Source organism: Pseudomonas sp. G5001, assembly GCF_013385475.1.
Classification (GTDB): domain Bacteria; phylum Pseudomonadota; class Gammaproteobacteria; order Pseudomonadales; family Pseudomonadaceae; genus Aquipseudomonas.
Genome location: NZ_JACAPZ010000001.1, coordinates 103964 through 117965, shown reverse-complemented (window position 1 = coordinate 117965; position 14002 = coordinate 103964). Strand labels below are relative to the sequence as shown.

15 protein-coding genes are annotated in these 14002 nt (G+C 59.5%); 1 reads left to right on the top strand and 14 read right to left on the bottom strand.

Going from position 1 to position 14002, the window contains the following annotated elements; all coding sequences use genetic code 11:
• Positions 1 to 47 precede the first annotated feature (47 nt).
• From ispA to HX805_RS00540, 5 genes are all read right to left on the bottom strand, one after another.
• Positions 48 to 935, bottom strand: coding sequence for a (2E,6E)-farnesyl diphosphate synthase (gene ispA / locus HX805_RS00560; RefSeq protein WP_008436503.1), 888 nt, complete (start codon positions 933 to 935; stop codon positions 48 to 50).
• Positions 932 to 1174, bottom strand: a complete 243-nt coding sequence (locus HX805_RS00555) for an exodeoxyribonuclease VII small subunit (protein ID WP_003209964.1) — start codon at positions 1172 to 1174, stop codon at positions 932 to 934. The genes ispA and HX805_RS00555 overlap by 4 nt, the downstream gene beginning before the upstream one ends.
• 88 nt (positions 1175 to 1262) lie before the next feature.
• Positions 1263 to 2402: a Fic family protein gene (locus HX805_RS00550; RefSeq protein WP_102605735.1), complete on the bottom strand. Its 1140-nt coding sequence runs from the start codon at positions 2400 to 2402 to the stop codon at positions 1263 to 1265.
• Between the two features lie 417 nt (positions 2403 to 2819).
• On the bottom strand, positions 2820 to 3212 hold the full coding sequence (locus tag HX805_RS00545; protein WP_177116502.1) for a MerR family transcriptional regulator: 393 nt from the start codon (positions 3210 to 3212) through the stop codon (positions 2820 to 2822).
• Positions 3151 to 3795: an NAD(P)H-dependent oxidoreductase gene (locus HX805_RS00540; RefSeq protein ID WP_177068921.1), complete on the bottom strand. Its 645-nt coding sequence runs from the start codon at positions 3793 to 3795 to the stop codon at positions 3151 to 3153. Before HX805_RS00540 ends, HX805_RS00545 begins: the two co-directional genes overlap by 62 nt.
• 403 nt (positions 3796 to 4198) lie before the next feature.
• Between HX805_RS00540 and HX805_RS00535 the strand changes: the two genes are divergently transcribed.
• A complete protein-coding gene (locus HX805_RS00535; protein ID WP_063026882.1) occupies positions 4199 to 4510 on the top strand; it encodes a DUF6124 family protein in 312 nt (103 codons plus the stop codon).
• A gap of 123 nt (positions 4511 to 4633) precedes the next feature.
• On the opposite strand, the gene fic is transcribed toward HX805_RS00535, so the two are convergent.
• The 9 genes from fic to eat form a co-directional block, all read right to left on the bottom strand.
• The gene (gene fic, locus HX805_RS00530) at positions 4634 to 5755 is read right to left on the bottom strand and encodes a protein adenylyltransferase Fic (protein WP_177116501.1); all 1122 of its coding nucleotides are present in this window, start codon (positions 5753 to 5755) and stop codon (positions 4634 to 4636) included.
• A 506-nt stretch (positions 5756 to 6261) separates the two neighbouring features.
• Positions 6262 to 7038, bottom strand: a complete 777-nt coding sequence (locus HX805_RS00525) for an XRE family transcriptional regulator (RefSeq protein ID WP_087692357.1) — start codon at positions 7036 to 7038, stop codon at positions 6262 to 6264.
• Between the two features lie 214 nt (positions 7039 to 7252).
• On the bottom strand, positions 7253 to 7780 hold the full coding sequence (ppa, locus tag HX805_RS00520; RefSeq protein WP_003219382.1) for an inorganic diphosphatase: 528 nt from the start codon (positions 7778 to 7780) through the stop codon (positions 7253 to 7255).
• 93 nt (positions 7781 to 7873) lie between these two features.
• Positions 7874 to 8704 carry a zinc-dependent peptidase gene (locus tag HX805_RS00515; RefSeq protein ID WP_003219385.1) on the bottom strand — a complete coding sequence of 277 codons (831 nt, stop codon included), beginning with the start codon at positions 8702 to 8704 and terminating at the stop codon, positions 7874 to 7876.
• A 6-nt stretch (positions 8705 to 8710) separates the two neighbouring features.
• Positions 8711 to 9367, bottom strand: coding sequence for a DedA family protein (locus HX805_RS00510; protein WP_008436520.1), 657 nt, complete (start codon positions 9365 to 9367; stop codon positions 8711 to 8713).
• Positions 9368 to 9607: 240 nt separating this feature from the next.
• The gene (locus HX805_RS00505) at positions 9608 to 10066 is read right to left on the bottom strand and encodes an N-acetyltransferase (protein WP_003219389.1); all 459 of its coding nucleotides are present in this window, start codon (positions 10064 to 10066) and stop codon (positions 9608 to 9610) included.
• 92 nt (positions 10067 to 10158) lie between these two features.
• Positions 10159 to 11007, bottom strand: a complete 849-nt coding sequence (gene eutC / locus HX805_RS00500; RefSeq protein WP_087692359.1) for an ethanolamine ammonia-lyase subunit EutC — start codon at positions 11005 to 11007, stop codon at positions 10159 to 10161.
• The gene (locus tag HX805_RS00495; protein WP_003219393.1) at positions 11004 to 12398 is read right to left on the bottom strand and encodes an ethanolamine ammonia-lyase subunit EutB; all 1395 of its coding nucleotides are present in this window, start codon (positions 12396 to 12398) and stop codon (positions 11004 to 11006) included. Before HX805_RS00495 ends, eutC begins: the two co-directional genes overlap by 4 nt.
• Positions 12399 to 12462: 64 nt before the next feature.
• Entirely contained in the window at positions 12463 to 13911 is a 1449-nt protein-coding gene (eat, locus tag HX805_RS00490) for an ethanolamine permease (RefSeq protein WP_003219395.1), read from the bottom strand.
• Positions 13912 to 14002 lie beyond the last annotated feature (91 nt).

Below are 14002 nucleotides of genomic sequence, written 5' to 3'. Positions count from 1 at the left end.
GCAGAGCGCCGAACTTGGCTGATATGCGGTGGAAAAGGCCGCTGTTGTCAGTGGCGACGTTCGACGATATACCGCGCCAGGTCACGCAGTGGCTCGGCAGCCGCGTCGAAAGGTCGCAGGGCATCCAGGGCCTGGTCCCGCAGCTCCAGGGCGTACGCCTTGGCGGCTTCCAGCCCGAGAAGCGAAGGATAAGTCGGCTTGTCCCGTGCGATATCAGCACCCTGGCGCTTGCCGAGGGTCGCGGTATCGCTTTCAACGTCGAGAATATCGTCCTGCACCTGGAACGCCAGGCCGATGGCCCGCGCGTAGGTTTGCAGCGCCGCCAGTTGCGCAGCTTCGGCACGGCCACTGGCCAGGGCGCCGAGGTGCACGGCGGCCTCGATCAGAGCGCCGGTCTTGTGGCGGTGCATGTATTCCAGGGCTTGTTGATCGAGCTTCAAACCGACCGAGCCCAGGTCAATCGCCTGGCCGCCGACCATGCCGGCAGGCCCTGCGGCCAGCGCCAGCGCGGTAACCATGCGCAGACGGATCTCGGCGTTGACGCTGCTCAGGCGCGGGTCCAGCAGGGCGCTGAACGCCAGGCTTTGCAGGCCGTCACCGGCGAGAATCGCGCAGGCTTCATCAAAGGCTTTATGGGTAGTGGGTTGGCCGCGACGCAGATCGTCGTCGTCCATCGCCGGCAAATCGTCGTGTACCAGGGAGTAAGCGTGGATCAACTCCACCGCACAGGCGGCGCCGTTGGCTTCCTCCGCCTGAGCGCCGAGTGCTTCGCAGGCCGCATAGGCGAGCAACGGGCGAACCCGCTTGCCACCGTTCATCACGCTGTAGCGCATGGCCTCATACAGGCGGTTCAGCTCAGGGCTGGGCGCGACAAACAGCGGATCCAGCGCAGCATTGACCCGGGCCTGGCTGCCGGCCTGATAAGCGTCGATCATTCAGGCTGTTCCGCATCGAAAGGTTCTTCGGCCAACTCCCCATCGCGTTCCAGCAACACCTGGACCTTCTGCTCCGCCTGCGCCAGGGCGCTCTGGCAGTCGCGGGTCAGGCCGATGCCTTGCTCGAATGCGGTCAACGAGTCTTCCAGCGACAACTCGCCGTTCTCCATCCGCTCGACCAGGGTTTGCAGGTCGGCGAGGGATTGTTCGAAATCGAGTGCAACTTTTTTGCGGGCCATGGCGGCTATTCCGGTAGACGGTAAACCGGCGCGACACTAGCAGACATGGGGGATTGGGGCAAATGAGTGGGGGGATTTGCCTTGTAAATCAATCGCCTTGGGTGTTGATTTGATAGCGGGTGCTGCGGCCGCCGCCGGGTAGCCGAACCAGGCAGTTTTTTTCCAGAAGATCGGCCAGATGTCGGGTCGCCGTTGCCTTGGACACTTTGGCCACCGCCTGATATTGGGCCGCGCTGATCCCGTGCTCAAAGCCCTTCTCGCCGCCGTCGAGCAGGCGATTCAAGACTTTGGTCTGTTCGGCGCTGAGTGCGTGGTCCCGATGCTGCTGCCAGAAGCGGGTTTTGCCCAGTACCCGGTCAATCCGCACCATGGCCTGCTGCAAGCTACGAAGCAGCGTTTGCAGGAACCACTCAAGCCAATCGGTGATATCCAGCGTGGCCTTTTGACTGGTTTCCAGTGCACGGTAATAGCCCGCCCGGTCTTCAAGGATGCTCGCCGACATGGCGTAGAAGCGGATCGCTTGATGCTCTGCCTGGGCAAGCGCGAGGTCGGTAATCGCCCGCGTCAGACGACCATTACCATCATCGAAGGGATGCAGGGTGACGAACCAGAAATGCGCCAGGCCTGCGCGCAGCAATGGGTCAAGGGCCGCATGATGGCGACTGGCTTCAAACCATTCGATGAAATCGTCCAGCGACTGCTCTAGCCCTTGGCGGGGTGGGGCCTCGAAATGCACAGTGGGTCGGTCCAGTCGTCCCGACACAACCTGCATGGGCTCATCCCCCCTTAGCGCGCCTACGTTCAAGCCGTGGGTGGAAAAGCGGGCCTCCTCGGCGGGAAACAACCACCGATGCCAGTTAAATAGACGGGTGAGGGTAAACGGTTGAGCAAACTGTTGCGTGGCGTCCAGCATCAAGTCAGCCAGACCCTCACTGCGTCGGCTCACTGAGCCGTCTTGCAATTGCTCCAGGCCCAGGCGTCGGGCCAAAGAGGAACGTACGGAACCCACATTCAGTTGCTCACCCTCGATTGCCGAGGAGGTCAGAATGTTTTGCAGCAACGCATCCAGTTCATTCTCTGAGCTCTGGGCCTGGCTGACCGAACCGAGCATGCCCAGCAACTTTCCTTGCGCCTGCGTGCACTCGCGCAACAACGCTGCGAGGCGCTCTGGTTGCCAGTGAAAGTGCGGCCAGTCGGGTTGTTGCCAGATCCAGTTCGGGTGATCCATGGGGGGCATGCTCTGTGCGTGAGCCGAATAGGAGGCTTATTCGGCTCATTTGGTGAGCCGATTGTGTGAGCTATTCGGCTCACTGTCCAGTCAGATGCGCACATCAGGTACAGCGCCGCCTCATCACTGGCCAGCAGGATCGCCTGTTCCATAACCTTTGGCGCAGTACTCGCCAGCTCCATCGATTCGCTGGCTGTCGCCCCCAGGCTTTCAAACAGCTTGCCGGCGTCCTTGAAGATCTCCTGCGCTTGCTTGATGGCGTCCCACACGCCGGTAATCGCCGTCCAACTTCCCGCCAGCACGCCATTGCCAATCGCGCTCGAAGTGGACCTTTCCCAGTGCGGCCGGAAACCACTCCATTACTTGCGAAGCTTTTTCTGTTCCGAGCCGCTGCCCGGTACTACGTAAAACAGCGATTCAGCTCATTGACGGCAGTGGCGTTTTCAGTGGTGCGGTGCATTGGCCCTGAGCATCCTTGAGACTGGCCTCAAACTCGACCAGTCCTCCATGCACCTTCTGCAATGCCTCGATCTGCCGCACCAACTCCTGCTTCTTGTTGGCGATCGCCTTGTCCGCCAGGCCCCAGGGCAGCCCATCACCGTGATGCCCACCCAGAATTGCCTGCAACTCCTTGAGCTTGAAACCCAACTGCTGGGCGCACTTGATGAACGTCAGCAGTTCGACACTTTGCGTGGAGTAAAATCGATAACGACCTTCCCGCTGCGGCGGCGGCAACAGGCCGATGGCTTCATAGTGACGAATCGCTTTGATGGTTGTGCCCGACAGTTGCGCGGCTTTGCCGATGTACATGAAAAGTCCTTTTCCCAAAGAGTGCGCCGGCCTGTTTCAGCCACTGTTCCCGCTGTGCTGGCGTAGAGCCCAACACCGGCCCGAACAGCAACGTCTTGATCGGCTGAATGCCACAAAACGCCAGTGTTGTCTTGCGCATCTGATGCAGCGCGGGCATGCGGTAGAACCACCTGTAATACCACGCTGGCGTGTCCAGGGTCACCAGCAAATGCGCAGTTCGGCCCTTCAGGAGTTTGTCGGGGAAGGCTTTGCCTTTGCGGTATTTGAAGGCGAAACCAGACAGGAGAATTCGGTCGATAAAGCCCTTCATCAAAGCCGGGATGCCACCCCACCAGATGGGGAAGACAAACGTCAGGTGATTGGCCCACAGGATGTCGGATTGGGCGTTGAGCAGGTCGGGTTCCAGGGGTTGGGTTTGGTTGTAGCCGTTGTGCAGGATGGGATCGAAAGTCAGGTCGCCGAGGCGCAGGACGCGCACTTCGTGACCGGCGGTTTTGGCCGAGGTGATGTAGGTGTCGGTGAGGGCAGAGCAGAAGCTGGTGCGGGAAGGGTGGCCGAGGATGACCAGGATGCGTTGGCTCATGGTGGTGGGGATCCTGAAAGTTGGGGGTTCAGGGTGAGGTGTGACCTTAGGGGGAGAGTCAAGAAGAGGCGGTGATTGGGAATGGCCAGGAAGACTGATCCCTTTCATTTGCAGGACGTTTCCTAGAGAATTCCAAGCGCTTGCGCCAGCAAAATCCCGCGACTAGTCTGCGTTCCGTCACTGCTTATTCGGTGATCGGGTTTAGTCGCCCGGACAACGCTAGGCGTACAGCGCCATCTCAAAGCCAGGTATTTATCGCCTGCACTTTATGGTGGCTGTGCGCAGGGCACCTTCGGGTGCGCCGGTGCCTAGCGGCCGGTCGACTAACCTGCGTACAGCTGCCACCTTCTGATCGTTTAGTCGCGAGAGGTTAGTGGTTTAACTCACTGCTAGGAGTTCTACCATGGTCAAAGTTACCCCCGATCCACCCGCATTCCATAAATCCTTACTTCGTGACACTGACGCCTCGCGCCGAGTGATTGATCACTACCTCAAAGCGCCGGACGCGCAGCCGTCCCCCAATCCGTTTACCGTTGATGACGAGCTGAGTTTCGAAGATGCCCTGGCCCATGCTGCCGAGTTATTGCATTGTGCCGTGGCGACCGCCCAGGCGTCGACCGAGCCGCTGAACGGCGCGCAGCGGGCGGTGATGCATTTGGTGGAGATGTCGAAGGTGGTGGTGGATAGGGCGTTGGATTGCTTGCAGCCGAGGTGAGGATCCTAAGCCGACACTGAGGTAACGATGCATTTGGTCAGCAACCTACTGACCAAATGCTAATCATCACGGCTCAGGGGCGCAGATCCCGGCAGACGATTGTCATCGAGTAAAGCTCTCCCCTCAGGCGTAGGGCTTGAAGTCGTTGTTGTCGCGAGTGAGTAACTGCATCAGCTTGGGATGGATGAAGAGCTTTTCCTTGCCAACCTGAACCTCTTGCAGAACGCCGATGGCGACTAGTTCTTTGAGGTAACGGGAGGCTGCTTGACGCTGGGCAATCTGTTTGTCGACGACGTTGCTGATGCGGCAGTAGGGCTGTTCGAAAATGACGTCTACCAGCTCGCGGGAATAGGTTTTCGGCAACTGCTCACGAACAAACTGGGTGGTGTGCTCGGACAGGCTGCGAATAGCGGCAATTTTTGCACAAGTCCAGCGTGCTGTTTCTTCCACAGCGCTGAGCATGTACAGCAGCCAAGGCTCCCAGGCTTGTTTGTGAGTGACATCAAGCAACAGGCGGTAGTAATCGGCTCTATGGGCAATGATGTAACGGCTAAGGTAGAGAATCGGTAGATTCAGCAGGCCTTCCTGGATCAGGTACAGGGTGTTGAGCACTCGCCCGGTACGGCCATTGCCGTCGGTGAATGGGTGAATGGCTTCGAATTGATAGTGACTAACCGCCATACGTACTAATGGATCCAGGTCGGTCTCGTTGTGCAGGAAGCGCTCCCAGTTGGCGAGCATGTCACGTAAGCGATTTTCGCCTTCCGGTGGGGTATAGATGATCTCGCCGGTTCGGTCGTTGGCTAGCTGGACTCCTGGCACCCGGCGTATATCCATGTTCACGCCTTTAAGCGTGCGGCAGATTTCGACTGCAGTACCGGTGGAGAGTGGGCGGTCGGCCAACGATTGATAACCTTTCTGCAGGGCTTTGCGGTAGCGCAGTGCTTCCTTGGTCGCTGGGTCTGCGTGGCTATCTCCATCCTGAGCATGCTGAAAGAGCAAATCCGTGGTGGTGACGATACTTTCGATCTCTGAGCTGTCCTTGGCCTCCAGCAATGGAATGGTGTTGATCAGCATTGTCTGGTTAGGGATCAGCTCAGCCGCTTGCTTCAATTCGGCCAGGGCTGTGCGGGCCTCAATGCAGCGTTTGAGCACTGCATGGGTTTCCAGAACAGTTGCCGGTGGCAAAGTGGGAAGCTGGTTGTAGGGCTTGTCAGCCTGCCAGGGAAGGTGGGATGCGGTCATGGATGGGGCTCGGTCTTTGACTTATCCGTCTAAAGGTAAGAGGGGCTCATCAGGGCGCCCTTTCGTGGCGTCAGTGTAAACATGCGTGCACTACGTGTCGCTATATTTTGATTTCTGCGACACGTCTTGATGTCATGTCGTTGGTAACGACAGGTATGCGAAACGTGTTCTTGGAACGGGCTTTTAGCGACGTATCAGGCGAATGTCCTGAGGATGGAAAAGACGGCTTGCGTGCCTTGGAGCGGTTGGCGCGTTCTCAAATAGCTCGATGCCTGGCAGGTGTAGCGCATTTCTTCCAGGCATTAAAAAGCCGGCTTGTGGCCGGCTTCTCGGGGACTGGTTCAGCTTATTTTTGGTAAACCTCACCAGCCTTCAAATCGTTCACCCAGGCTCGCACCCAGATGATAAGGGGCATCAGCGGGAACTCCTCCGCATCGCCAGGCAGGGCGGACCGGCTTCACGCCAACCCCCTGCCAAATGTGCGGCGGATAATACCCATATTCGCCTCAATTTCCCAGCTCCGGATCCGATTTAGAGCCTTCGTAGCCCAATAAATGCGCATCCAGCGGCACCGGCGGGCGGCGGTTATTCAGTGTCGCCCACCAGAACACCCAACCCAGAATCTCAAAGTTCTGCTCATGCCGCTGCTCATAGGTCAAAAACTCGTCCGGATGCTCGGCGCTGTTGTGGCTACGCATCCGCAGGCCACCTCCTGGACGGTTGTAGAGGTATTTGATCCGCAGCATTCCGTCGTGCTCTACCGCGTAGATTTCGCCATCGATGATCTGTTTGCGACCACAGTCGATGGCAAGGGTACTTCCGTCCTGGATGATGTCGATCATGCTGTTGCCGACCATGTAGGCCCCGAGCGCCCGCTCCGGGCTTACACCGATGGCTTCAAGGGTGTGCAGGGAGAGGCGGATGCTTTCGGTCGAGGTGAAGGTGGGGTGGAGGGGGATCTCCACGTCGATTTTTACCGGGCCCGAGACCGGGTGGGTGATGTAGTTGCCGCTGGTCTCGCGGGCGATACGGTGGGAGGTGTCTGCATCGGATCCTTCCAGCAGGTAGTTGGCGGGTGGATGTTTGGGGCCTTCGCCTGTGCGCAGCCAACGGCTGGTGACGCACAACAATTCTGCGAACTCGTTGAGCCGGCCCATGGGGACGCCGCGTTTGAACCAGTTGTTTACGTGTTGAGGCGTAACATCGCGGTTCTTGGCGAAGTCGGAAGCGGAAAGATGAACTTCCCGTAATAGCGCTCTTAAGCGATCACCTGATGTATTCATAAACGCAGAGTTTACTGGCCGTAAAATCAGATCAAATAAACCATGCGTTGAGTTGCTGTATGTAGGTGTTTCCTTATCGCAGGACTATTCTGCTAGTTGATTAAGCTAGTTAAACAATTGCTGTAAATATGTTTATTAAAGTAGCCGGATGTTTATATTTTTCCCACAAAAAAAGCCCCGTTTAATCGGGGCTTTTTCAGAGCGAATAGCGGTATCAGCCTTTGTAGGCAGCGACCGACTTCAGGATCTCGGCGCGGGCGGCGTCTGCATTGCCCCAACCGTCGATCTTCACCCATTTGCCTTTTTCGAGGTCTTTGTAGTTCTCGAAGAAGTGTTTGATCTGTTCCAGCAGCAGTGGTGGCAGATCGGTGTATTCCTTCACGTCGACATACAGCTGGGACAGCTTGTCGTGTGGTACTGCGATAACTTTGGCATCGCCGCCGCCGTCGTCAGTCATGTTCAGGATGCCGACCGGGCGGGCGCGGATAACCGAGCCTGGGGTAACCGGGTAAGGGGTCACGACCAGCACGTCGAGGGGGTCACCGTCGTCTGCCAGGGTGTTGGGGATGAAACCGTAGTTGGCCGGGTAGAACATCGGGGTGGCCATGAAACGGTCAACGAACAGGCAGTCGCTGTCTTTGTCGATTTCGTATTTGATCGGCGCGTGGTTGGCCGGAATCTCGATGGCGACGTAGATGTCGTTCGGCAGGTCTTTGCCAGCCGGAATCTTGCTGTAGCTCATTGGGCGTTGCCCCCGTAGTTGGCCATGGAACATGGCCGGATTGGCCTAAAAGTGGCGGCGATTATAGGCATATTCTGACGCCGATGCCATGCGTCAGACGTCGTAGGGCGCTTGGCGTTCCGTCTGATACCGCACGTCGCCGGCCTGCAGTTGGTGCAGGCGCGCCAGGGGATCCTGACGGTAGAAGTGGCTCAGTTGCTCGTACACCTGTGGATAACTGCTGACCAGTAAATCCGGGGCACTGAAGAAATATTCGCTGGTGACGGCAAAGAACTCGGCCGGGTTTTCCGCGGCGTAGGGGTCGATGGCCGTTTCGGCGTCAGGGTTGCGGTCGAGCTGGCGGTTGAGGTCGTCGAAGGCGCTTTGCATGACGCTGGCCCATTCCTGCACGCGCATGTCGTGGTGCAGGGGGGGCAGGCCGTTGGCGTCGCCGTTGAGCATGTCCAGCTTGTGGGCCAGTTCGTGAATGACCAGGTTGTAGCCTTCCCAGTTGCCGCTGGCCAGTACGCCGGGCCACGCAAGGATCACCGGGCCCTGTTGCCAGGCTTCGCCGCTGTGCTCGCCGTCCCACTCGTGTTCCACGCCGCTGGCGTCGCGATGGCGCTGCGGGCTGAGGAAGTCGTCGGGGTACAGCACGATCTCGTGGAAGCCCTGGTACCAGTCGAGGTCGCCAAGGTTCATCAGCGGCAGCTGTGCCTGGGCGGCGAGCAGCAGGCGCTGTTCCTGGTGCAGTTCGACGCCGGGCAGGGCGGTGAGGTGTTTTTCGGCGAGGAACACCACGCAGGCTTCCCGCAGCCACTGGTCTTGCTCGGCAGTGATGCCGTCGAGGAACGTCAGGTGATGGCGCACCCGCTGCCACGTTTCATCGGCAATCGGGTGCTTGGCCAGCAGGCGCCGGCGACGCCAGGCGCTGAGGGACCACATCGCAGGTTACTGCGGCTTGGCTTCGGTGGAATTGCGGCCAAAGCGGCTGCGGAACACACCGATGATCATCGGTACCAGCGACAGCAGGATGATGAACACCACCAGCAGCGACAGGTTTTTCTTGATGAACGGCACGTTGCCGAAGAAGTAGCCCAGGGTTACCAGGCCGCCGACCCAGAGGACGGTGCCGAACACGCTGAAACCGAAGAAGCGCGGGTAAGGCATTTTCGCGATACCGGCGACGAACGGCGCAAACGTGCGCAGGATCGGCAGGAAGCGCGCCAGGGTCACGGTTTTGCCGCCGTGCTTGTCGTAGAAGTCGTGGGTTTTTTGCAGGTAGTCGCGGCGGAAGATCTTCGAGTTGGGGTTGCTGAACAAGCGTTCCCCGGCCGTTCGTCCGATCACGTAGTTGGTACTGTCACCCAGGATGGCCGCGAGCATCAGCAGGCCGCCCAGCAATATCGGGTCCATGCCGCCGCCCGCTGCAACAGCGCCGGCGATGAACAGTAAGGAATCACCCGGCAGAAACGGCATGACCACCAGGCCGGTTTCGCAAAAGATAACCAGGAACAGAATGGCGTAGATCCACACTCCGTAGTTTCTCACCAGCATGTCGAGGTACACGTCGAGATGCAGGATAAGGTCGAGCGGGTTGAAATCCATGGAGGGCACCTGTGTGAATGGCCTGGCTCAGCGGGCCTGTGCGGAGGCTTCGGGTAATAAGGGCTACAAGGTTGTGGCGTAATTCTTACGACCCTGAAAGGTCCGCATTATACGGATAGAGTTGTGAAAAGCGTGCTGGTTTTGTAGCGGGGAATGTCGCGACTTCGATCTGATTGTAGACACAGCGTCAGTGTGGGAGGGGGCTCCCACAACAGATGTATGAGGTTTGGTTAATAGTTGTCAGTCATCGCTGATCGCAAGCACGTAATTCTTGAACTCGGTGTCTTCCCGAAAACCGATGGACTCATAGGTTTTCTGCGCCACCTGGTTGTCGCTGCTGGTGGACACACGCAGGCGCACGGCTTGAGTTTCCTTGGCCATCTTCTTCGCGGTACGCATCAGGTTGTCGGCCACCAACTGCCGGCGTGCGTCTTCGGCGACGTAGATGTCGTTGAGGATCCACACCCGCTTGAGGGACAACGATGAAAAGCTTGGATACAGCTGGCAAAAGCCAAGCAGTTTCTTGTCGTCATCGTCGGCCAGCGCCAGGTAGATCACGGACTCCTTGCGGCGCAGGCGTTTTTCCAGGAAGGCGCGGCTCGAATCAGGAAACGGCAGCGCGCCGTAAAATTCGCGGTATTTGACGAAAAGCGGGGTCAACAGGTCCAGGTGTTCCAGGGTCGCTTGAGTAATCCGCATGCCAGGCCTCAACTTCCAAATGGGGTATGACCACACAAGCGGCCGTGTCTCGATGCTGCCTAAAGCAGAGAAAAAGCGCAATCGTGCAGGGATCAGTCCTTCGGTGGGCTGAGCAGGAAGTTTCCTTTCATCAGGTCGGGATCATCCGACTCGAGGGTTTGTACCTGCGCTTCATCCTTGAGGTTGACCCCCGACAACTGCCGGCGACAGGCCTCCCGCATCAAGTAAAGCAGGCGGTGAGCGGCCATGCCGTAGCTCAAGCCTTCCAGGCGCACATTGGAGATGCAGTTGCGGTAGGCGTCAGTGAGGCCGACCTTGGGGTTGTAGGTGAAATACAGCCCCAGGCTGTCCGGCGAGCTGAGCCCCGGCCGCTCGCCGATCAGGATCACCACCATTTTTGCCCCGAGCAACTGGCCGACTTCATCCGCGACGGCGACACGGCCCTGCTCCACCAGAATCACCGGTGACAGCGACCAGCCTTCAGCGTGGGTTTGTTCCTCCATGCGTGTAAGAAACGGCAACGTATGTTTATGCACCGCCAGGGCCGACAAGCCATCGGCCACCACCACCGCCAGGTCCACGCCGCCGGGGTTGGCTTCGGCATAGTCCCGCAGGGCCTGGGCGGATTCATCACTGAGGCGGCGCCCAAGGTCCGGGCGTTGCAGGTAGCTGTGGCGGTCGACGGCGGCGCTGTGCAGCAACAGGCTGTCGCGGCCACGCTCCGCCAATTGGCTGCTGAGCCCTGCATGATCAAACGGCAGGTGTACCGCGTCGCGGGCCTGGGCATGGGCGAACTGGAAATCCAGCTGCGCACCGGTAGGCATGCTGGTGCCGGTGCGGCCCAGGGCAATCCGCGCCGGGGTCAGGCGCCGCAGCTCAAGCCACGGGTTGTCCACGTTGTTTTCCGGGGTGTCGATGTGCACGGGCGGTTCCTTCTTCATCCCAGTTGCGCCAAGGCGTGGCGGAATGCCGGTGGCAGGCTGTTGCCGAAGTGCACCTTGCCGTCGGCTTGCGTGAAGATGCCCATTTTCGCCAGCCACTGTTCAAACTCCGGTGCCGGCTTTAAACCCAATGTTTGGCGGGCGTACAGCGCGTCGTGAAATGAAGTGGTCTGGTAGTTGAGCATGATGTCGTCGGAGCCCGGGATGCCCATGATGAAGTTGATCCCGGCCACGCCCAGCAGGGTGAGCAGGGTGTCCATGTCGTCCTGGTCGGCTTCGGCATGGTTGGTGTAGCAGATGTCGCACCCCATGGGCACGCCCAGCAGCTTGCCGCAGAAGTGGTCTTCGAGGCCGGCGCGGATGATCTGCTTGCCGTTGTACAGGTACTCGGGGCCGATAAATCCTACGACCGTGTTCACCAAAAACGGCTTGAAATGCCGGGCAACGGCATAGGCGCGGGTTTCGCAGGTTTGCTGGTCGACGCCAAAGTGTGCGTTGGCCGACAAGGCGCTGCCCTGGCCGGTTTCGAAATACATCAGGTTTTGCCCGAGGGTGCCGCGGTTCAGGCTCAGGCCCGCGTCGTAGCCTTCCTGCAGCACGCTCAGGCTGATGCCGAAGCTGGCATTGGCCGCCTCGGTGCCGGCGATCGACTGGAACACCAGGTCCAGCGGCACGCCACGGTTGATGGCTTCGATGGAGGTGGTGACGTGGGTCAGCACGCAGGCCTGGGTCGGGATTTCATAACGCTGGATGATCGCGTCGAGCATTTCCAGCATCGCGCAGATCGAGGCGATGCTGTCGGTGGCCGGGTTGATGCCGATCATGGCGTCACCGTTGCCGTAGAGCAGGCCGTCAAGAATGCTCGCGGCGATACCGGCCGGCTCATCGGTGGGATGGTTGGGCTGCAGGCGGGTGGACAGGCGCCCGCGCAGGCCCATCGTGCCGCGGAACTGTGTGACGACGCGGATTTTCTGCGCCACCAGTACCAGGTCCTGCACGCGCATGATCTTCGACACGGCGGCGGCCATTTCCGGTGTCAGCCCGGGCGCCAGGGCGCGCAGGCTCTGTTCGTCGGCCGCGTCGCTGAGCAGCCAATCCCGCAAACCCCCGACGGTCAGGTGGCTGACCACGGAAAACGCCTGTTTATCGTGGGTATCGATAATCAGCCGGGTGACTTCGTCGCTTTCGTACGGGATCAACACTTCTTCGAGAAAGTGCTTCAACGGAATGTTGGCCAAGGCCATTTGCGCCGCGACCCGCTCGCCATCGTTCTGGGCGGCAACACCCGCCAAAAAATCCCCGGAGCGGGCCGGGCTGGCCTTGGCCATCACGTCCTTGAGGCTGTCGAAGCGGTAGGTCAATGCACCGACCGCGTGGGAAAAGCTTGCCATACAGAGTCTCCTTGTCGACGCGGGCTGAATGTGAGTAAAGCGCCCGCGTCGAGGTTTATGGCAGTTAGTGCAAGGCGGCCTCTGCGGCCTGGATCGCCGCAAATTCTTCTTCCGGCGTGCCTGCTACCAAGTGATGCCGACTGTAGAAAGCAAAGTAAGCAATTAATACTCCATAGATGATCGCGGCGCCAATCACCACGCGCGGATCCACCAGAAAGCCCGCCACAACGGCGATGCAGGCCAGTACCAGGGCGACGCCCGAGGTGAAGATGCCGCCCGGAGTACGGTAAGGGCGGTCCATTTTAGGGCGGCGGATGCGCAACGTGATGTGCGCGGCCATCATCAGCACGTAGGAAATGGTCGCGCCGAATACGGCGACCAGGATCAGCAAATCGCCTTGGCCGGTCAGCGACAGGCCGAACCCGATGATGCCGGGGATCACCAGGGCCAGTACCGGTGCCTTGCTTTTGTTGGTCTGCGACAGCTTGCGCGGCAGGTAGCCGGCGCGGGACAGGGCGAAGATCTGCCGGGAGTAGGCGTAGATGATCGAGAAAAAGCTCGCGATCAGCCCGGCCAGGCCCACCAGATTGACGAAGTGGCCCATCCACGTGGAGCCGCCGTAGGCTTTGGACAAGGCTTCCACCAGCGGATTGCCCGATGCCATCAGCGCGTAGGCGCCAGCACCGCCGGGGGCGATCACCAAAATCAGCAGGGCGAAGCTGGTCAGTACCACAATGGCGCCGATCAGGCCGCGAGGCAGGTCGCGTTTGGGGTTCTTGGTTTCTTCGGCGGCCAGGGGCACGCCTTCGACCGCCAGGAAAAACCAGATCGCATAGGGAATCGCCGCCCACACGCCGACATAACCGAAGGGCAGGAAAGAGCTGGCGCCCTTGGCCTCGGTCACCGGGATGTCCAGCAGGTTGGCGACACTGAAGTGCGGCACCATCGACACCAGGAACACACCCAGGGCAATCGCGGCGACGGCGGTAATCACAAACATCAGCTTCAGCGCTTCACCCACGCCGAAGATGTGGATGCCGATAAAGATGATGTAGAACGCCAGGTAGATCATCCAGCCGCCAATGCCGAACAGCGACTCGCAATAGGCGCCGATAAACACCGCGATGGCGGCGGGGGCGATGGCGTATTCGATAAGGATCGCGGTGCCGGTGAGGAACCCGCCCCAGGGGCCGAACGCGCTGCGGGCAAAGCCGTAGCCGCCGCCGGCGGTAGGAATCATGGAAGACAGTTCGGCCAGGGAGAAACACATGCAGAGGTACATGGTGGCCATCAGCAGTGTGGCGAGGAACATACCGCCCCAGCCACCCTGGGCCAGGCCGAAGTTCCAGCCGGCGTAGTCGCCGGAGATGACGTAGGCAACACCGAGACCGACTAATAGTACCCAGCCGGCAGCGCCTTTTTTCAGTTCCCGTTGTTGGAAGTATTCGGTGCCGACCTTTTCAAAGTCGACGGAAGACCCGGACGCCGGAGCGCCATTCGGTTCGCTGGGCATGATGGAATCCCTTTCTTATTGTTTTATCCCGGCTTACTTAAGTAAGCCGAATGAGTAGCAAGGTCTTGTGAAGATCAAGTGTGGGAGCGGG